General features: G+C 72.0%; 18 protein-coding genes. 10 read left to right on the forward strand and 8 right to left on the reverse strand.

The features are described from left to right. Positions 1-32 precede the first annotated feature (32 nt). From Acy02nite_RS24365 to Acy02nite_RS24405, 9 genes are all read left to right on the forward strand, one after another. Entirely contained in the window at positions 33-1,004 is a 972-nt protein-coding gene (locus Acy02nite_RS24365; protein WP_203744362.1) for an aldo/keto reductase, read from the forward strand. Next, complete coding sequence (locus Acy02nite_RS24370; protein WP_203744364.1) at positions 1,001-1,819, forward strand: amidohydrolase family protein; 819 nt, start codon at positions 1,001-1,003, stop codon at positions 1,817-1,819. The genes Acy02nite_RS24365 and Acy02nite_RS24370 overlap by 4 nt, the downstream gene beginning before the upstream one ends. Further along, positions 1,816-2,640, forward strand: a complete 825-nt coding sequence (locus tag Acy02nite_RS24375) for a fumarylacetoacetate hydrolase family protein (protein ID WP_203744366.1) — start codon at positions 1,816-1,818, stop codon at positions 2,638-2,640. Before Acy02nite_RS24370 ends, Acy02nite_RS24375 begins: the two co-directional genes overlap by 4 nt. Next, entirely contained in the window at positions 2,637-2,807 is a 171-nt protein-coding gene (locus tag Acy02nite_RS24380; RefSeq protein WP_203744368.1) for a hypothetical protein, read from the forward strand. The genes Acy02nite_RS24375 and Acy02nite_RS24380 overlap by 4 nt, the downstream gene beginning before the upstream one ends. After that, positions 2,798-3,547, forward strand: coding sequence for an SDR family NAD(P)-dependent oxidoreductase (locus tag Acy02nite_RS24385; protein ID WP_203744370.1), 750 nt, complete (start codon positions 2,798-2,800; stop codon positions 3,545-3,547). Before Acy02nite_RS24380 ends, Acy02nite_RS24385 begins: the two co-directional genes overlap by 10 nt. 45 nt (positions 3,548-3,592) lie before the next feature. Continuing rightward, positions 3,593-4,288, forward strand: coding sequence for a hypothetical protein (locus Acy02nite_RS24390; protein ID WP_203744372.1), 696 nt, complete (start codon positions 3,593-3,595; stop codon positions 4,286-4,288). Positions 4,289-4,499: 211 nt separating this feature from the next. Continuing rightward, a complete protein-coding gene (locus Acy02nite_RS24395) occupies positions 4,500-5,444 on the forward strand; it encodes a phosphotransferase family protein (RefSeq protein ID WP_203744374.1) in 945 nt (314 codons plus the stop codon). A gap of 148 nt (positions 5,445-5,592) precedes the next feature. Further along, positions 5,593-5,988, forward strand: a complete 396-nt coding sequence (locus Acy02nite_RS24400; protein WP_203744376.1) for a metalloregulator ArsR/SmtB family transcription factor — start codon at positions 5,593-5,595, stop codon at positions 5,986-5,988. Beyond that, entirely contained in the window at positions 5,985-6,464 is a 480-nt protein-coding gene (locus Acy02nite_RS24405; protein ID WP_203744378.1) for an SRPBCC family protein, read from the forward strand. Before Acy02nite_RS24400 ends, Acy02nite_RS24405 begins: the two co-directional genes overlap by 4 nt. A 109-nt stretch (positions 6,465-6,573) precedes the next feature. Here Acy02nite_RS24405 and Acy02nite_RS24410 read toward each other — a convergent pair whose 3' ends face one another. The 7 genes from Acy02nite_RS24410 to Acy02nite_RS24440 all read right to left on the reverse strand — a co-directional run bounded on the left by Acy02nite_RS24410 (position 6,574) and on the right by Acy02nite_RS24440 (position 14,447). Continuing rightward, positions 6,574-7,116 carry a hypothetical protein gene (locus tag Acy02nite_RS24410; protein WP_203744380.1) on the reverse strand — a complete coding sequence of 181 codons (543 nt, stop codon included), beginning with the start codon at positions 7,114-7,116 and terminating at the stop codon, positions 6,574-6,576. Next, entirely contained in the window at positions 7,113-9,197 is a 2,085-nt protein-coding gene (locus tag Acy02nite_RS24415; protein ID WP_203744382.1) for a galactose oxidase early set domain-containing protein, read from the reverse strand. The genes Acy02nite_RS24410 and Acy02nite_RS24415 overlap by 4 nt, the downstream gene beginning before the upstream one ends. A gap of 1 nt (position 9,198) precedes the next feature. Continuing rightward, positions 9,199-10,449, reverse strand: coding sequence for a glycosyltransferase (locus Acy02nite_RS24420; protein ID WP_203744384.1), 1,251 nt, complete (start codon positions 10,447-10,449; stop codon positions 9,199-9,201). Next, positions 10,446-12,017 (reverse strand): ArnT family glycosyltransferase, encoded by a 1,572-nt coding sequence (locus Acy02nite_RS24425; protein WP_203744386.1) that lies wholly within the window; start codon positions 12,015-12,017, stop codon positions 10,446-10,448. The genes Acy02nite_RS24420 and Acy02nite_RS24425 overlap by 4 nt, the downstream gene beginning before the upstream one ends. Further along, on the reverse strand, positions 12,014-13,270 hold the full coding sequence (locus Acy02nite_RS24430; RefSeq protein WP_203744388.1) for a glycosyltransferase: 1,257 nt from the start codon (positions 13,268-13,270) through the stop codon (positions 12,014-12,016). Before Acy02nite_RS24430 ends, Acy02nite_RS24425 begins: the two co-directional genes overlap by 4 nt. Positions 13,271-13,698: 428 nt before the next feature. Continuing rightward, positions 13,699-14,025, reverse strand: coding sequence for an STAS domain-containing protein (locus Acy02nite_RS24435; protein ID WP_203744390.1), 327 nt, complete (start codon positions 14,023-14,025; stop codon positions 13,699-13,701). Beyond that, positions 14,022-14,447, reverse strand: coding sequence for an ATP-binding protein (locus Acy02nite_RS24440; protein ID WP_203744392.1), 426 nt, complete (start codon positions 14,445-14,447; stop codon positions 14,022-14,024). Before Acy02nite_RS24440 ends, Acy02nite_RS24435 begins: the two co-directional genes overlap by 4 nt. Before the next feature lie 154 nt (positions 14,448-14,601). Between Acy02nite_RS24440 and Acy02nite_RS24445 the strand changes: the two genes are divergently transcribed. Continuing rightward, a complete protein-coding gene (locus tag Acy02nite_RS24445) occupies positions 14,602-15,081 on the forward strand; it encodes an SRPBCC family protein (RefSeq protein ID WP_203744394.1) in 480 nt (159 codons plus the stop codon). On the opposite strand, the gene Acy02nite_RS24450 is transcribed toward Acy02nite_RS24445, so the two are convergent. Further along, positions 15,068-17,020 (reverse strand): putative bifunctional diguanylate cyclase/phosphodiesterase, encoded by a 1,953-nt coding sequence (locus tag Acy02nite_RS24450; protein ID WP_203744396.1) that lies wholly within the window; start codon positions 17,018-17,020, stop codon positions 15,068-15,070. The two genes, Acy02nite_RS24445 and Acy02nite_RS24450, sit on opposite strands and share 14 nt — an antisense overlap. Positions 17,021-17,047: the final 27 nt, after the last annotated feature.

Below are 17,047 nucleotides of genomic sequence, written 5' to 3' on the forward strand. Positions count from 1 at the left end.
GGATCTTATAGGATCCATGAAGGGGTCGCGTCATGGATCCGTTCGCGAGGGTGCCGCTGGGCGGCACCGATGTCACCGTCACCCGCCTCGGCATGGGCCTGGCCCCGATCGGCGGGCTCTACACCCCGGTCGGGGACCGGGCCGCCGTCGCCGCGATCGAGGCCGCGCACGCACTGGGCGTGCGGTTCTTCGACACCGCACCGCTCTACGGCGCCGGCCTCTCCGAGCGGCGCGCCGGCCTGGCGCTGCGCGGCAAGACCGACGTCGTGCTGGCCACCAAGGTCGGCCGCCGCCTCGTGCCCGGCCCGGCCGCGGCGCCGGGCATGTGGTCCGAGCCGTCGGGCGCGTCACCGGTCTGGGATTTCAGCACTTCCGGCGTACGTCGTCAGCACCGCGAGAGCCTCGACCGCCTGGGCCTGGACCGGGTCGACGTCCTGCACCTGCACGACCCGGACGAGCATTTCGCCGCGGCGCTGAACGACGCCCTGCCCGCCCTCGTCGAGTTGCGCCGCGAGGGCCGCATCGGGGCCGTCTCCGCGGGGATGAACCAATCCGCGATGCTCACCGAGTTCGCCCGCACCGGCCAGTTCGACTGCTTCCTGCTGGCCGGCCGGTACACGCTCCTGGACCAGTCGGGCCTCCGGGACCTGCTGCCCGAATGTGCCCGGCGCGGCATCTCGGTCGTCTGCGGTGGCGTCTACAACTCCGGGATCCTGGCCGATCCCGGCCACAACGCGACCTACGACTACCGGGCGGCGCCGCCGGAGATCGTCGCGAGAGCGCGCGCGATGGCCGCGGTGTGCGCGCGTCACGACGTACCGCTGAGGGCAGTTGCTCTGCAGTTTCCCCTGGCGCATCCCGCTGTGGCCGCCGTGGTGGTCGGCATGCGCTCGGCCGCGGAAGCCGCCGACGCCGCCGCGATGGCCGCCCTCGAGATCCCCGGTGCGCTGTGGCACGGCCTGATCAAGAGCGGACTGCTGGACGCCGCGGTGCCGGTCCCGTGATCGTCGACGCGCACCATCACCTGTGGACCGCCGACTATCCGTGGCTCGCCGCCGACGGGCTGGCCCCGATCCGCCGCGACTACACGATGGCCGACCTACGCCCGCACCTGGCCGCGTCCGGGGTGCAGCGCACCGTCCTGGTCGAGGCCGGCCTCTGCCGGCCTGCGGAGACCAGCCGTTTCCTGGCCCTGGCGGCACGCACCCCGGAGATCGCCGGCGTCGTCGGCTGGGCCGATCTGTCCGATCCTGATCTGCGGTCGATGCTGGCCCGCCACCGCTCCGGCCCCGGCGGTGACCGGCTCGTCGGGGTCCGCGACCAGGTGCAGGCCGGGCCGGACGACCTGCTCGACCAGCCCGGGGTGCGCGCCGGCCTGGCCACCGTCGCCGAGTCCGGGCTGGTCAACGAACTGGTCGTGCGGGCGGGTCAACTGCCGTCGGTGGCCCGCGCGGTCGCCGCGCTGCCGGAGTCGGTGTTCGTGCTGGACCACCTCGGCAAACCGCCGATCGGGGACCTCGAGGGCTGGCGGCGCCTGATCGCACCGGTCGCCGCCTGCCCGAACGTGGTGGCGAAACTGTCCGGGCTGGTCACCGAGGCCGGTCCCGGGTGGACCCGGGCGGTGCTGCGGCCGTACGTGCAGGTCGCCCTCGATCTCTTCGGTCCAGACCGGCTGATGTTCGGCTCGGACTGGCCGGTGTGCGAGGTCGTCGCGAGCTACGGGGACGTCATGGCCGTGCTCAGTGGGATTCTTGGCGGCCGTCCCGGGAATGTCTTCGGCGCGACAGCGATCCGCGTTTATCGATTGGAGAACCGATGAGATACCTGCGCGCCGGAGCGCCGGGGGCAGAACGTCCGATTCTGTACGCCGACGGCGTGCTGCGTGACCTGTCCGAGGTCACGGCGGACATCGACGGCACGTTCCTGGCCGGCGGCGGCTTCACCGGCGATCCGCACGACCTGCCGCCCGCCGATCTGGACCACCACCGGATCGGCGCGCCGATCGCCCGGCCCGGCGCGGTGCTCTGCATCGGGCAGAACTACGCCGCGCACGCCGCCGAATCGGGAGCTCAGCCGCCCACCGAGCCGATCCTGTTCTACAAGGCGCCGAACACCGTGGTCGGCCCGGAGGATGACATCCTGATCCCGCCCGGCGCGAAACGCACCGACTGGGAGGTCGAGCTGGGCGTCGTCATCGGGCGCACGGCGCGGTACCTGAGCTCTCCCGAGGAGGCGTTGAACCACGTCGCCGGGTACGTGCTCTCCAACGACGTGTCCGAACGTGATTACCAGCTCGACCGTTCCGGCGGGCAGTGGTCCAAGGGCAAGTCGTGCGAGACGTTCAACCCGCTCGGGCCGTGGCTGGTTACCCCGGACGAGCTGACGTTCCCGCTGCGGCTGCGCTCCTGGGTCAACGACACGCCGCGGCAGGACTCCAGCACCGCGGACATGATCTTCGGCGTCGCGTACCTGATCTGGCACCTGTCGCAGTTCACCGTCCTGGAACCGGGCGACCTGATCAACACCGGGACGCCGGAGGGGGTGGCGCTGAGCGGGCGGTTCCCGTACCTGGCCGCGGGCGACGTCGTCGAGACCGAGATCGACGGGCTGGGGCGCCAGCGCAACGTGGTCCGCGGGTGAGGGTCGCGGCGGTCTCACTCGACGACCGGGCCATCGAAGACGTCGTCGACCCGGCGACCGTCGCCGGTGGCCGTTACCCGGCCCCGGCCACTCCCGGTTCCTCCACCCCGATGCGTGCCGGGGCGCTGACCCGGTACGCCTACCCGGAAGGCTCGGCATGGCAGTGAACGACCTCGACGGCCTGGTCGCCGCGATCACCGGCGGCGGCTCCGGCATCGGCGCCGCGTGCGCCCGCCGCCTGGCCGCCGCCGGCGCGAAGGTCGGCATCCTCGACCTCGACCCGGCCGGCGCGCCCGGACTCCCGCTCCGGGCCGACGTGCGGGACGAGGCGTCGCTGGAGGCCGCGTTCGCGACCCTGGCCGAGACGCACGGCGGCATCGACATCCTCGTCAACAGCGCCGGCATCAGCGCGGTCGGCACCGTCGAGGCCGGCGACGACGCCGAATGGGCCCGCGTCCTCGACGTCAACGTCACCGGCGTCGCCCGCGCCAGCCGCGCCGCCCTGCCCTACCTGCGCCGCAGCCGCACCCCGGTGATCGTCAACCTGTCCTCGATCGCCGCGACCGCGGGCCTGGTCGAGCGCGCTCTCTACTGCGCGTCCAAGGGTGCCGTCCACGCGCTCACCCTGGCCATGGCCGCCGACCTGGTCACCGAGGGCATCCGCGTCTGCTGCGTGGCGCCCGGCACCGTCGACACGCCGTGGGTCGCCCGCCTGCTCGCCCGCACCGACGACCCGGCGGCGGAGAAGGCCCGGCTCGCCGCCCGCCAGCCCACCGGCCGCCTCGTCACCGCCGACGAGGTGGCCGCCGCGGTGCAATACCTGGCGAGCCCGGCGTCGGGCGCCACGACAGGAATGTCCCTCGCCGTCGACGGCGGCATGTCCGGCGTCCGCCTGCCCGCCCGCTGACCGGTCGTGGTCGACGTCGTTTTCCAGCGGTCTGCACGCCGGTCCGTGATGATCGTAGGGGCGGCGGTGGTGCTCGGCCTGCTCGCGTTCGGAGCCGACACCGTCGAGGGCTTTGCCGGGCAGATCGTGACCACACTGGTCAGCAGTGGTCTTGCCTGGGGTCTGGCGGCGTTGCTGGCCGGGCGGACGGCCTCGGATCACCGGGGTGCGGCGGCGGGTGCGACCGCGCTGCTGGTGTCCGCCACGCTCGTCTACTACCTACTGGTTCTCACCGTCAGCCGCCGCTGGAGCGGCGGTTCGCTGGTGGACGGTACATCGGCCGATCGGTACGGACTGCGGTCGCTGGCGGTCATGACCACGGCCTGGCTGCTGGTCTCAGTCGTGGCGGGACCGGTTCTGGGACTGCTGGGCCGGACGACGCGCACGGCGCGGGTGCCGGACGCGGCCCTGGCCGCCGGTGCAGCGTGCGGGTTGCTGTCCGGCCAGGGCTGGCAGGAGATCGCCACGACACCGACCGGGCACTTGTGGGCGATCGGCAGCCTGGACGCCGCCTTCGTACGCGGAACCGGTGTCACCGAACCGGTCGGGGTGATCCTTCCGCTGGCCGTGCTCGTGTGGCTGGCTACCCACCGGCGCCTCTGGCGTGCCTGGCCCCTCCTGCTCCTCGCGATGGTCGTCACCGCGACGGTGAGCGCCGTGTCCTGGCAACTGCTCCGCACCGCCGCGAACCACCTCGGCTGAACGCTCTCACCCGCAAGACTGACGCCGGCCTCGCTCGTCGTGGCCGGCCGGCGCGGCACGCCCGCCGATCGCTCCGGCCGCACCCCGGGCCGGCAGGCGCGCGGACGCTTCGTGCTCGAGCGCGCTACCGAGGAACTCGACGTGCCGGTACGCCCTTGCTCCCCCTAAATGCGGTGCCCGTGGGGAGAGCCCGGCGGTAGCGTGCCACGGCATGAACCTGACACGGCTGCGCTGGTCCGACATCCCGGATTCCCTCCGGAACCGCGCCGAGCAGGCCGTGGCCACCCCGCTGCGCGAGGTCACCAGCGCATCCGGCGGGTTCACCCCCGGGGTGGCGTCGACCGTGGCCGGCGAGTCGGGCACCCGGTTCTTCGCGAAGGCGATCGCCCGGCACACGTCCGAGGTTGCCGCAGCCTATCTGCGTGAGGCCCGGATCGCCGAGGCGCTGCCGCCGCAGACGCCGAGCCCCCGCTTGCTCTGGTGGCACGACGACGGAACCTGGATCGTCATGTTGTTCGAGCACGTCGACGGTCGTACCCCGGACATCGCCGACCTCGACCCGGTGATGACGGCGGTGGCCGCGTTGGGAAGGACGCCCGGACCACCCGGCCTGCCCCGGCTCGTCGACGAGTTCGCCGAGGACTTCACCGGCTGGCGCGACATCGCCGGTGCCGCCTCGTGGGAGACGGTCACCCTCGCCTACCCGGAACTCGCCGGCGCCTCGATCGACGTACTCGCCGCCCGGGAGGAACGCTGGGCGGACGCCGCAGACGGAACCGCCCTGGTCCACGGTGACCTGCGGCTGGACAACATGATCCTGGCGGCCGACGGGATCCGGATCGTCGACTGGCCCAACGCGTGCACCGGCGCCGGTTGGGTCGACCTGGTCCTGATGACCCCAAGTCTTGCGATGCAGGGCGTCGACGTCGAGCAACTACTCGACGAGCACCCGCTGACCCGCGAGGCCAACCGGGAGAACCTGGACACGATCCTGGTCGCCGGGGCCGGCTACTTCGTCAGCCGTTCCCTGCTGCCACCGCCGCCGGCGGCACCGGCCGTCCGGGACTTCCAGCGGGCCCAGGCCGAAGCCCTGCTGGCCTGGCTGGGCCCCCGATGCCCCGACATCCTCACCGATCGGGCGCGACCATGCCCCTGAAGCGGTACGCGGTGTGTTTCGACGCGAAGGAGCCCGCCCACCTCACCGCGCCCTGACCCCACATACGTCCGCCGGATCTGCGGAAACCTGGGGTAGCCGGTTCACCGGGGCATCGCCTGATGCGTAACTTACTGGTTACGCTTTCGGGGTGGACGAGGTGGCGGGGGCGGTCGCGGACCCGGTGCGGCGGGAGATCCTGCTGATGCTGCGGGACGAGCGGCTGACGGCTGGGCAGGTCGCAGAGCGGTTCGCGATCAGCCGGCCCGCCGTGAGCCGGCACCTGCGGGTGCTGCGGGAGGCCGGGCTGGTCCGGGACACCGCGGACGGGCGGCGGCGGGTGTACGAGCTGGTCACCGCCCCGCTCGAAGAGCTGGCCGGGTGGCTGGGGCGGCTGACCGCGCCGGCCGGGTGGCAGCACCACCTGGACGCGCTGGAGACCGAGGTCCACCGCACCCGCCGGGAACGGCGGGCACAGCCGGAGCGCAGCGAGAAACCGCATGAGCCCGGGCAACGGGCGCAGGCAGAACAGAGGGAGAGCGCATGAGCCCGACACCCACCGGCCGGTTGTTCGGCAACGACCTGGTCCTGACGCGGACGTTCCGGGCCCCGATCGACGACGTCTGGGCGAGCCTGACCGAGCCGGGGCGCACGGCGCGCTGGTTCGGGCCCTGGGAGGGCGATGCGGGGCCGGGGCGGACGATCAAGGTGCAGATGGTCCTGGAGGAGGGCAAACCGTGGTTCGACCTGACCGTCGACGCGTGTGAGCCGCCGTCGAGGCTGGCGGTCTCCGCGGGTGAGGACGACGGGCGCTGGCAGGTGGAGATGGTGCTGACCGAGACGGTGGGCGTGACCGAGTTGCGGTTCACGCAGCAGTTGACCGGCACGGACGGGGTCGGGGAGGTCGGGCCGGGGTGGGAGTTCTACCTGGACGCGCTGGTCGCTTCCCGGGACGGGACGGCGTTGCCGAGCTTCGACGACTACTACCCGTCGATGAAGGAGCATTTCGAGGCGCAGCGCTGACTCCGGCCGTACGCGCGAATCGGCGGAGAAGGACCGGAAGCGGCCGGGAGCGAACGGCGTGGTGGTGCAGGTCGCCGGAGCCGGGAGCGGCTCCGGCGACCGGAAGTGATCAGTCGCAGGCGATCTTGTCGTGGTCCGGGTCGAGGTGCTGCCGGTCCTTGCCGACGACGGCGACCCGGGTGAAGCCGTGCGCCGTCAGCCAGGCGCACCGGTCCGTGACGCCTTTCGGGTAGTTGATCGGGACGCACTGCGCCTTCGTGCCGTAGTTGCGGTCGCAGCCGTCGACCATCGGCGCCACCCTGACCGGCGTCTTCGGCGACTTGCCGGGCTTGATCCGGGCCCGGCCCGGCTGCGCGGCGAAGGTCTGCACGAACGGCGCCGGAGTGCCATGGGTGCGTGGCCGTCCGGCGGCCGTGCCCGGGGAGGTCGCCGGCGCGGCCGGGACCGGCGCCACCGCACGGTGACCGGCACGATCGGTGTGATCGGAGCGCCGGCCCGAGGGCGTGGCGGCCGGCAGCGCGCCCTGTTCCGCGGCGGGCGCGGTCACGAACGACGGTGCCGGCGCGTCGTGCGTGGTGACGACGGTCCAGGCGGCCGCGCCGCCGAGGGCCAGCGCCGCGACGGCGATCCCGGTGTAACGGAGACGGCTCATCCGACGTGCACCCACTTCGCTACCGATGGAACACCGTTGGTGCCGACCACGAACAGCATGTACCAGCCGGGCGGGGCCAGGTTGGGGTTGCTGGTCAGGTTCAGGCCGATCGTGGTGCCGTCGACCGTCAGGGGCAGGTCGACGAACCGCTGGTTCGGGTCACTGGAGTGGGTGACCGCGGCCGGGCGGATCAGCTCGGCCTTGAGGACGGGCGCGTCGACGGTGACGCTCTGCTGCGAGCCGTAGGCCCATTGCGTGCCGGAGATGCCGGTGATGTGCGGGCGGGCGCCCCGAAACAGGTACGGCGGGGAGTAGACCGACACGCGCATGTCGAACGTGCCGTTGCCCGGGTTCTCGCCGACCGCCATGACCCGGCCGTCGGGCAGCAGGAACGCCGACGAGTGGTAGGTGCGCGGCACCGGGTCGGTGGCCATGCCGGGCGTGAACGTGTTGGCCGCCGGGTCGTACATGGACGCCTCGTAGACGGGGTCGGCCCGGTTGTGCAGGCCGCCGCCGGTCTCGAAGACCTTGCCGTCGGGCAGCAGCACCGCGGAGACGTACATCTTGCCCTGCGCCGCGGTCTGCGGCGTGCCACCGGTGAGCGTGCCGCCGGGCAGCGGCGGGCCGGCCGTGTAGGCCGGGTTGGCCTGCTTGAGGTCGATCAGGTCGGTGAGCCGGTGCGCGTCCGGGTTGGTCTCGATGTTGCCGCCGCCCATGGTCAGCACCTTCTGGTCCTGGGCCGGGGGCAGCAGCACGCTCATCGACTGGTCGCGCTCGTCCTTCTTGCGGAGTCCGTCGACCGCGGTGATGGTGCTCGCGGTGTAGTCGTAGATGCTGGCGCCGGTGCCGGGCAGGCCGTTGCCGAAGACGTGGCTGCCGGTGTAGAAGAGCCGCCCGTCCTGCATCAGGATCATCGACGGGTACAGGCCCCAGAAGTTCCAGGTCTGGTGTGCCTCGTTCAGGCCGAGCCAGCGCTGCTGGGCGTTGGAGAAGTACTGGGTGGCGACCGTGCCGTTGGAGTCCTCGCCGAGGCCGCCGAGGCTGATCACGTCACCGTTGCCCATCGCGGTCGCCGACGGGTACCACGAGCCGGCGGTCATGTCGTTGACCCTGGTGTAGGCGTTGGTGGCCGGGTCGAAGACGTACGAGTTCTTGAGCCCCTTGTATCCGTGGCTGCCGTCGGCGGCGGGATAGTCCTTGTTGCCGCCCATGACGAGCACCCGCCCGTCGGGCAGTTGCACGTGCCCGGAGCAGAACAGGTCCTCCGGGGTGGCCACGGTGGTGAACATGCCGGTGCCGGGGTGGTAGATCGCCGACTTGAACGTCTTGGCCGCGAAGTCGTCGGGGTTGTTCCCGGAGCCGGCGACCAGCAGCACGTCGCCGTTCTTGAGCACGACCGCGTGGATCGCCCGGACGGTGGAGGTGAACGGCATGACCGCCCACGCGCCCTTGGTGCAGGCCGCCCCGGCACTGCAGGCCCGTTCGGGCGCCGGCTGGGTGGCGTCGTTCATCTCGTAGTCGTCGGTCGTCAGGGTCCCGACGCCGTAGATGGTGATGCCCCAGACGATCTGGTCGGTGTGCGGGGGCACCTGCGGGGTCCGCACGGTCGCCTGCGTCCAGTCGCCGGCCGGGGCGAGGTTCGCCAGGTCGGTCCAGTAGACCCAGCCCTGCCCGACGTCGTGCCGGAACGCGGTCATCACGGTGTTCGTGGTGGTCGTCCGGTACCAGGCGGACAGGTCGTACTGGTGGCCCGGGGTGACGTTCGGCGCGCAGGAGGTGTCCTCGAGCATCATCGCCTTGCGGTCGCCGGTGCCGGCCGAGCTGACCGTGACCGCCATCGCCTTCGTGCCGCTGTGAGCGGTGCTGGTGACCGCGAACGAGTAGCCGCTGGAGCCCCAGCCGGATTTCTCCCAGCAGACCGGGAAGCCGGTGCTGTCGAGCGATTCCAGGCCGGGGTTGCCGACCAGGTTCGCGCTGGCGCCGGCCGGCGGCTGCGGCAGGCCGAGGAAGAGCACCAGCGCCAGCACCGTCAGCTGGGCGATGCGCAGCCGGTCCCGCCGGCTCATCACTGGTCTGGTCATGTCATGTCCGCCCCACGTAGATCAGCTTTTCGGCGATGAGGAACCGCAGCAGGAACGACGCCACCAGGGTCAGCAGGTTCCCGGCGAGCACCCCGGTGTGCAGGCCGTCGACGAGGACAGCCAGCAGCGGGATCCGCAGCAGCAGGTCGGCGTTGCCGAGGAGGAAGAAGCGCCCGAACCGGGCGGGGAGCCGTCGTTCCCGGCGATTGCGGTACAGAATCTGGTCGGTCAGCGCGAAGTTCCACAGCACCGCGACGACGTTCGCGGCGATGGCGGCCGGGGCGTAGTGCAGCCCGGCCAGGGAGACGAGCGCCCACAACATCGCCTGGTTGGGCAGCAGCCCGGAGAGCCCGATCAGGCCGAACCCGAGCATCCGCGCCCGGCCGCTGCCCAGGCGCAGCCGCCCGACGTGTTTGAGGAACCGCAGCCCCTCGGAGACCGTCGACTTGGACTCGCCGGCGTGCCGGGGCTGGAATGTGTACGGCACCTCGACGATGCGCCCGGGCCGGTTCCGCACGATCAGCTCGAGGAGGATCTTGTAGCCGAGCGGCCGGAGCTGCCCCGCGTCGAGCGAGCTGGCCCGGATCGCGAACAGGCCGCTCATCGGGTCGCTGACCGACAGCAGCTGATGGCGGAACAGCGTCTTGACCAGGATCGTCGAGCCGCGCGAGACCAGTTTGCGGTAGCCGTCGGCGAGCCCGCCGGTGCTGCCGCCACCGGCGTAGCGGGAGCCGACGACCAGGTCGGCGCCGTCGCGCAGGCCGGCCGCGATCAGGCCGGGAACGATCTCCGGTGGGTGCTGCAGGTCGGCGTCCATCACCACGACCCACTCGCCGCGGGCGATCCGCATGCCCTCGACGACAGCGCCGCCGAGCCCGCCGGCGCCCTCGTCGCGGTGGTGGACGGTGACCGCCATCGGGTAGTCGCGGGCGACCTCGGCGATCACCTCGGGGGTGCCGTCGGTGCTGTCGTCGACGAAGACGATCTCGGTCTCGGTGTGCGGCAGCGCGGCCGCGAGGCGCTCCAGCAGCGCGACCACGTTGTCACGTTCGTTGTAGGTGGGCACGATGATGCTCTGCCGCAGCGTGCCGGGGGCGTCGCGGACCCCGATCTGCCCGGGCAGGACGGCTCGGGTCCGGCCGGGCCCGCGCTGTTGCAGCGGGACGGTCTTCTCGCCGGGCGTGACGGTGGCGCGGATCGGCGAGTGCACCACCGCGCGGGCGGTGTGGCGGTCGTCCGGGGCCAGGGTCATGAGCTCTTCTCCGATGTGTTGATCCGGCGGACCTCGATGCGGCCCTGCTGGGGGCCGAACGCGGCGACCACGGTCGAGTTCGTGAGCAGGGTGTTCACGGTCGGCAGCGCGGCCGGGTCCTGCCGCAGCGCCGGAGTGGAGACGAGGTAGTCGACGTCGCGCCAGCCGTGCCGCAGCGTCGCCTGGACGGCCGGGTCCAGGTCGAGCTTGTAGAACCAGATGACCTTCTCCTGCCGGTAGCCGGCCTTGACGCAGTCGAGCCAGAGGACGTCGTCGACCACGACGGTGGTGTTCGCCCGGTCGATCACGGCGGTGCGCAGGTAGTCGGCGGCCGCGGCGTATCCCGCGTTGTCGTCGGCGGTCAGGGCGCGCAGGTTGCCGGCCCACCAGCGCGGGGCGACCAGGGTCGCGGCCAGCACGGCGAGAACGGCGAGCGTGGCGGGGTGCGCCCAGCGCCATCTCCGGGCGAGCGCCGCGGCCTGGTCGAGGGCGGCGGCAATGGTGATCGCGAAGAACGGGAGGATCTGCACGACGTACATGGCCGGCAGATAACCGCCGGGCCGCAGGGCGACGAGGGTCAGGATCACGGCGGCCACGGCCGGTGGGCGCAATCGCCGTACGGGAAGAACGGCAATGGTCGCGACGATTCCGGCGACGAGAATGACCGGGTCGTAGAACAGCCAGGAATGCAGCAGCTCGTTGGCGCCGGAGCCCGGGCTGAAGATGCTGCCCGATCCGGAGCGGCTGGCGAGTTGGAACTGCCAGGCGCCGATCAGCGACACGTGCCCGGGGCCGGGGAACAGCTCGCCCCGCAGCAGCGCGTAGAGCGGGTAGAACGCGCCGACCAGCACGACCCCGCTGCCGTAGCCGCCGATCGCCCACGGCCGGGTCGAGGTGCGGGCCGCGTTCTGCCACAGCGCGACCACCACCGCCGGGGCGGTGACCAGCATGGTCTCCTTGCTGAGCACGGCGATCGCGGTGGCCGCGCCGGCCGCGGTGACGTGCCACAGGTGCCGCCGCGGGGAGAGCACGAGGGCGAGCGCGCCGAGCATCCAGGCAACCGCGAAACTGTCCAGGTAGATCTCGCGGTCCATGGTGACCGCGAGCGGTGACAGGCCGAAGGTCAGCAACGCGGCCGCTGACGACCAGACGGCCATGCCCATCCGGCGGCAGATCGTGTAGACCAGCATCAGGCTGGCCGCGATCACCGGCAGCATCGCGATCCGCCCGGCGGCGACCGCCGGGCTGTCGACGCCGAACAGGCCGGGCAGCCAGGACAGGGCGGCGAGCTGGATCCAGGCCAGCGGTGGGTGGTCGTACCAGTAGGTGTAGTGGGCCAGGCCCTTGCCGTTCGCGACCGCCCAGGCCTGCGCGAGGTAGGTGCCCTCGTCGTCGCTGGCGCCCGGGAAGCCGGTGACGTTGATCGCCATGACCGTCACCACCAGTGCGGTCAGGGACAGCGCGAGCCAGGTCTCCGGGTTGCGGCCCCGGCGGCGGCGCGCGGTGGCCGGTTGTTCCGGTTCGGCCGGGATTTCGGTACGTCGGGGAACGAGCTGCAGCAGCGTCACGCGGCGACACCGGCCTCGGGCGCCGGGGCCGGGGTGTGCAGGTGGGCCCCGACGTGCGCGGTCAATTCCCAGTTGCGCCGGCCGGTGTACTCCCGCCAGACGGCTCGCAGCGCGGCGCCGCTGAGGATCAGCGCGTACGGGAACGCCCCGAGGATCAGCCACGCGTAGTGCCGGAGCCGGATCCTGAGTCCGTACTGCAGGCCGAAGTCGCGCAGCCCGACGGTCTGGAAGGCGATGTTGGCGAGCATCGGCACCACCGGCACGAACGTGGCCAGGGCGATGCCGACGGGCAGGTCGGCCCACAGTGCCACGCCGATGCCGACCGGGATGGCCAGCCCGGAGAACGCCTGCAGGAACGGGCCGGTCAGCGTGTAGCGGGCGAGCAGCCGCTGGCGGAACGACGGCAGGCGCCGCCACTCCCCCTTGCGCAGCACCTGCAGGAAGCCCTGGTTCCATCGGGTGCGCTGCTTGAGCAGGCTGCCGATGCTGTCCGGGGTCTCCTCCCGGGTGACCAGCGAGGCCTCGTACGCGACGACCACCTTGGCGCCCCGGCTGGACAGGCGCACGCCCAGGTCGCAGTCCTCGGCGAGGCAGGTGCCGTCCCAGCCGTTGGCGGTGCGCAGCACGTCGGTGCGGACGAAGACGGTGTTGCCGCCGAGCGGGATGAACCCCTTGTCGGCGTGCAGGTGCAGCCGGCTGCGGAACCAGAAGAAGTATTCCAGGCAGTTGTGCAGGCTGAACCAGCTGGAATGGAAGTTGATCAGTTGGACGCCGCCCTGGACGACGTCGGCGCCGGTGGCCCGGAACGCGTGGTCGACGTGTTCGAGCAGGTGGGGGTGGACCTGGTCCTCGGCGTCGAAGACGCCCACGACGTCGCCGCGCACGTAGGGCAGGGCGGTGTTCAGCGCGCGCGGCTTGTTCTTCACCTCGTTGTGGTCGGTGACGACCAGGATCCGGTCCGGTGCTGTGGCCGCGACCCGGTGGGCCACCGCGGCCGTCTCCGGGTCGTCGTGGCCGACGATGAGGATGATCTCGTAGCCCTGGTGGGTGGAGCGCAGCAGCCGCTGCACCGTGTGCTCCAGCACGGCCTGCTCGTGCCGGGCCGGCACCAGCAGGGAGAACGTGACCCGGTGGTCGCCGTCCGGTTCGGCGAACCGGGTGGCCGCAAGGGTCTCCGGGGTGCGCCAGGCGTGCATCGTCCACCACAGCGTCACCGCGGCGAACGCGGAGAGCACGACAGAAATGGAAATCATGACGGCGGCAGCCAAGATCACGGCCCTTTCGGCAAAGGAGGAATCGCCATCAGCAATAGCGTTGCGGCGAGACCTTATCGCTATCCGGCCGGTGCAATTCAAGTCGATCAGAGCCTTTTCCCCTGATCCAGTGAGCGGGGCCGATACGTTACCAATGTCCATTTCGCGCTGCTTGAACGGATCAACCGGTCGGATCCGCGACACCATTCTTTTCCGGCAGACACGAAAAGGCACCCACTCCGGACGACGGAGCGGATGCCTTTTCTCATTCACGGCCGGCGCAAGAGAATCCTCACGCCACTGGGAGCGGCCTGTCAGAAAGAAGGTAAACCAGATCGGCTATTTCAAACCATCCCGCGTACGGGGGACGGCCCGACCGCACCGATGCGGCGCCGGACGTGCCGCCGACGGCCGGTCCGGCTCCGCGGTCACTGGCCGTCCACGGTGGTGACGGTGGTCAGCACGCCGAGCAGGCCGGTGATCTCCAGGGCCCGGCGGGCGATCCCGGTCGGCTCGTCCACCACGAACGACGCCCCGTGCCGCTGCGCGCTGTCCCGGGCGCGGACCAGCGCGTGGATGCCCGAGGAGTCGCAGAACCCGAGCCCCGCCGCGTCGACGACCAACCGGCGCGGGCTCGTCGCGGCCAGCGCCGCCGCGACCGAGTCGTCCAGGACCCCGGTGGTCGCCATGTCCAGATCCCCGGTCAGGACGAGGCGCGTGACGCCGCTGTCGTCGTGACTCGTCGTGATCCTCATGCCGGCTCCGTCCTGCTCGTCCCCTCCGCGGTCACCGGGCTGCCCGGGCACAGCGGCAGCTCGGCGCGGACACGTTTGCCGCCCTCGTACGGCTCGACGTACCACCGATCGGTGAGTTTCTCGATGATCCGCAGGCCGAGGCCGCCGGTGCCGTCGGGCTCGCGGGGCCGTGGCACCACGGAGGAGCCGTCCGCGACCGAGATGATGACCTGGCTGCCGTACGCCTCCACGCTCACGACGACCTCGCCGCCCCCGTGCCGCACGGCGTTGGTCACCAGTTCACTGATCACGACCGCGGCGTCGTCCAGCCACGCCCGGTCGCGCAGCCCCCAGCCGCCGAGCACCGCCGTCACCGCGCTGCGTGCCCAGCCCGGCGCGGCGCCGTCCAGCGGCAGATCGAAGTGAGCCGTCAAGGTACTCATCGAGCACGTCACCGTCCCGCTCTCGTCCGGCCGATCATGTGGCCGGGTCACCTGGACTCATGTTCCCTCGCACCCGAATCGACATGCAAATCGACGCAACTTTCCTTCCGCGTTCTACTCTTGCTGTCGAGACCGTCTGACCGGAGGTACACCGATGGCCCGCTTCACCGTCGCCAGGGATGTCCGCGCGCCGGCCACCACCGCCTGGGCCGTCCTCGTGGACTGGCCACGGCACGGCGACTGGGTGCCGCTGACCTCGGTGCGGGTCCTCACCCCGCACCCGGGCGGCGTCGGCGCGCGCTTCGTGGCCCGCACCGGTGCCGGCCCGCTGGCGTTCGACGACCCGATGACCGTGGTGGCGTGGCAGCCACCAGCCGGCAACGACCCGGGCGCCGCGCCGGGCCACTGCGAGGTGGAGAAGTCGGGCCGGGTGGTGCACGGCCGGGCCCGGTTCACGGTCACGCCGCTGCCCGGCGGGCACTGCCGCGTCGCCTGGATCGAGGACGTGACCGTCGTCCCGCACCGGATCACCCGGCACGCCGGGCCTGTGGTCGCCCTCGCGGGCCGGGCCGCGTTCGGGGCCACGATCCGGGCGTTCGCCCGCGACGCCGAGCGCGCCGTCACGCCGCGGTGACCGGACCCGCCGCCGCCGTGCGGTCCCAGCCGGCGAGCCACGTGCCGAACTCGTCGGCGGCCACCGGGCGGGAGATGTGGTAACCCTGCAGGGCGTCGCAGCCGGCGGCGTCGAGCTGCCGCCAGGTGGCGTCGTCCTCGACCCCCTCGGCGACCACCCGCAGCCCCAGGTTGTGGCCCAGATCGACGGTCGATCGCACGATCACCGCGTCCCGGTCGCTCGTGGTCATGCCGCTGACGAAGGAGCGATCGATCTTCAACTCCTGGACCGGCAGATTCTTCAGGTACGCCAGTGAGGAGTACCCGGTGCCGAAGTCGTCGATCGACAGCCGTACGCCCAGGGTGTGCAGTTCCCGCACGACCCGCAACGCCCGCTCCGGGTCGGTCATGATCGCGGTCTCGGTGATCTCGACGGTCAGCAGCCGCGCGGGCACCCCGCAGTGCTCCAGCAGGGCGGCGATCTCGACGGGCAGGGCCAGGTCGAGCAGCCCGTGCGCGGAGACGTTGACCGCGACGCCCAGCTCGTGGCCGGCGTCACGCCAGGCACGGGCCTGCCGCAGCGCCTCGGCGAGCACGAACCGGGTCAGCGGGCCGATCAGGCCGGTGTGCTCGGCGAGCGGGATGAAGTCGTCGGGCGGGATCAGGCCGTACTCCGGATGGCGCCAGCGGACCAGCGCCTCGGCGCCGAGCACCGCACCGGTCCGGGCGTCGACCTTGGGCTGGTAGTACAGCAGCAGCTGCCCCTGGTCGATGCCGCGGCGCAGGTCGCCGGCGAGGGTGAGCCGGCGCGGGTCGGTGCTGTCCTGGCTGTGGTCGAAGATCGTGTAGCCGGTGCGCCTGGCCTTGGCGGTGTACATCGCGATGTCGGCGCGTTGCAGCAGCTGGTCCGGGGTGGTGCCGTGCTGCGGATAGAGCGCCGCGCCGATGCTGCCGGTCACCGACAGGCTCAGCCCGCCGAGCTCGAACGGCTCCCGCAGCGCCTCGTGCAGCCGGGTCGCGACCGCGGCGACGTCGTCGGCGCAGGTGACGCCGGGCAGCAGGACGGCGAACTCGTCGCCGCCGAGGCGGACCACCGTCTCGCCGTCTCGCAGCGTGTCCCGCATCCGCCGGGCGACCTCGATCAGCAACTGGTCGCCGTACTGGTGCCCGAGCGTGTCGTTGACCTCCTTGAACCGGTCGAGGTCGATCAGCACCAGCGCGGCGCCGGTCGCGTCGCCGCTCGCGGCCGCGAGGCCGTCCTGCAGCCAGACCCGGTTGGGCAGCCCGGTGAGCGCGTCGTGGGTGGCCTGGTGCGTGGCCCGGCGCAACGCCCGGCCGCGGATGCGGTGCGCCTGCCCGACGAGCGCGGTGATGATGCACGCCGCCAGCGACAGGATCAGCACGGTGCCGATCCGGGCCTGCCCGCTGCTCTGCCTCTCCAGCCGCGCGTAATGCCCCGACGCGGCGTCCAGCGTCGTCAGCAGGGCCCGGAAGGTGGGATCGGCCTGGTACTCCGCGACCCGTTCGGCGGCCAGCAGGTCACCGGCGGTGAGCAGGTCGAACTCACGGTCGACAGCGGTGTCGTAGGCGCGGAACGCGTCCTGCACCGCGCGGGTGTGCCGCTCGCCGGGATCGCGCCGCTCGAAGTCGGCGCCGATGGCGTCGACAGCCCGGTCGACCTCGTCGCGCGACCGCGCCAGCGCGGCCGGCATGCCCTTGGCGAGCATCGCCCGCGAGCGCAGCGAGTTCTGCCGCCAGGCGGCGATCTCCAGCTCGGCCAGCGACACCCGCACCTCGGCCTGGCGCGCAGCGCTCTGCTGCAGCCGCGTGATGGCCGCCGCGCTGCCCGCCGGCACCATCAGCGCGGCGGCCACCATCAGCCACACCGTGCCGCGCCGGCGCGGACCGACGTGCGGCACGGCGCCCGGCGCCCGGTGCCACACCCGTGAAGAGACCCGCATACCGTGCCTCATCGGCCCCGCCGTTCG

Source organism: Actinoplanes cyaneus, from assembly GCF_016862095.1.
GTDB lineage: Bacteria > Actinomycetota > Actinomycetes > Mycobacteriales > Micromonosporaceae > Actinoplanes > Actinoplanes cyaneus.

Excerpts from the sequence above, each read along its gene's own strand:
- Acy02nite_RS24365 (WP_203744362.1), top strand. The coding sequence starts at position 33 with ATGGATCCGTTCGCGAGGGTGCCGCTGGGCGGCACCGATGTCACCGTC.
- Acy02nite_RS24375 (WP_203744366.1), top strand. The coding sequence starts at position 1,816 with ATGAGATACCTGCGCGCCGGAGCGCCGGGGGCAGAACGTCCGATTCTG.
- Acy02nite_RS24385 (WP_203744370.1), top strand. The coding sequence starts at position 2,798 with ATGGCAGTGAACGACCTCGACGGCCTGGTCGCCGCGATCACCGGCGGC.
- Acy02nite_RS24395 (WP_203744374.1), top strand. The coding sequence starts at position 4,500 with ATGAACCTGACACGGCTGCGCTGGTCCGACATCCCGGATTCCCTCCGG.
- Acy02nite_RS24405 (WP_203744378.1), top strand. The coding sequence starts at position 5,985 with ATGAGCCCGACACCCACCGGCCGGTTGTTCGGCAACGACCTGGTCCTG.
- Acy02nite_RS24410 (WP_203744380.1), bottom strand. The coding sequence starts at position 7,116 with ATGAGCCGTCTCCGTTACACCGGGATCGCCGTCGCGGCGCTGGCCCTC.
- Acy02nite_RS24415 (WP_203744382.1), bottom strand. The coding sequence starts at position 9,197 with ATGACCAGACCAGTGATGAGCCGGCGGGACCGGCTGCGCATCGCCCAG.
- Acy02nite_RS24420 (WP_203744384.1), bottom strand. The coding sequence starts at position 10,449 with ATGACCCTGGCCCCGGACGACCGCCACACCGCCCGCGCGGTGGTGCAC.
- Acy02nite_RS24430 (WP_203744388.1), bottom strand. The coding sequence starts at position 13,270 with ATGATTTCCATTTCTGTCGTGCTCTCCGCGTTCGCCGCGGTGACGCTG.
- Acy02nite_RS24435 (WP_203744390.1), bottom strand. The coding sequence starts at position 14,025 with ATGAGGATCACGACGAGTCACGACGACAGCGGCGTCACGCGCCTCGTC.
- Acy02nite_RS24440 (WP_203744392.1), bottom strand. The coding sequence starts at position 14,447 with ATGAGTACCTTGACGGCTCACTTCGATCTGCCGCTGGACGGCGCCGCG.
- Acy02nite_RS24445 (WP_203744394.1), top strand. The coding sequence starts at position 14,602 with ATGGCCCGCTTCACCGTCGCCAGGGATGTCCGCGCGCCGGCCACCACC.
- Acy02nite_RS24450 (WP_203744396.1), bottom strand. The coding sequence starts at position 17,020 with ATGCGGGTCTCTTCACGGGTGTGGCACCGGGCGCCGGGCGCCGTGCCG.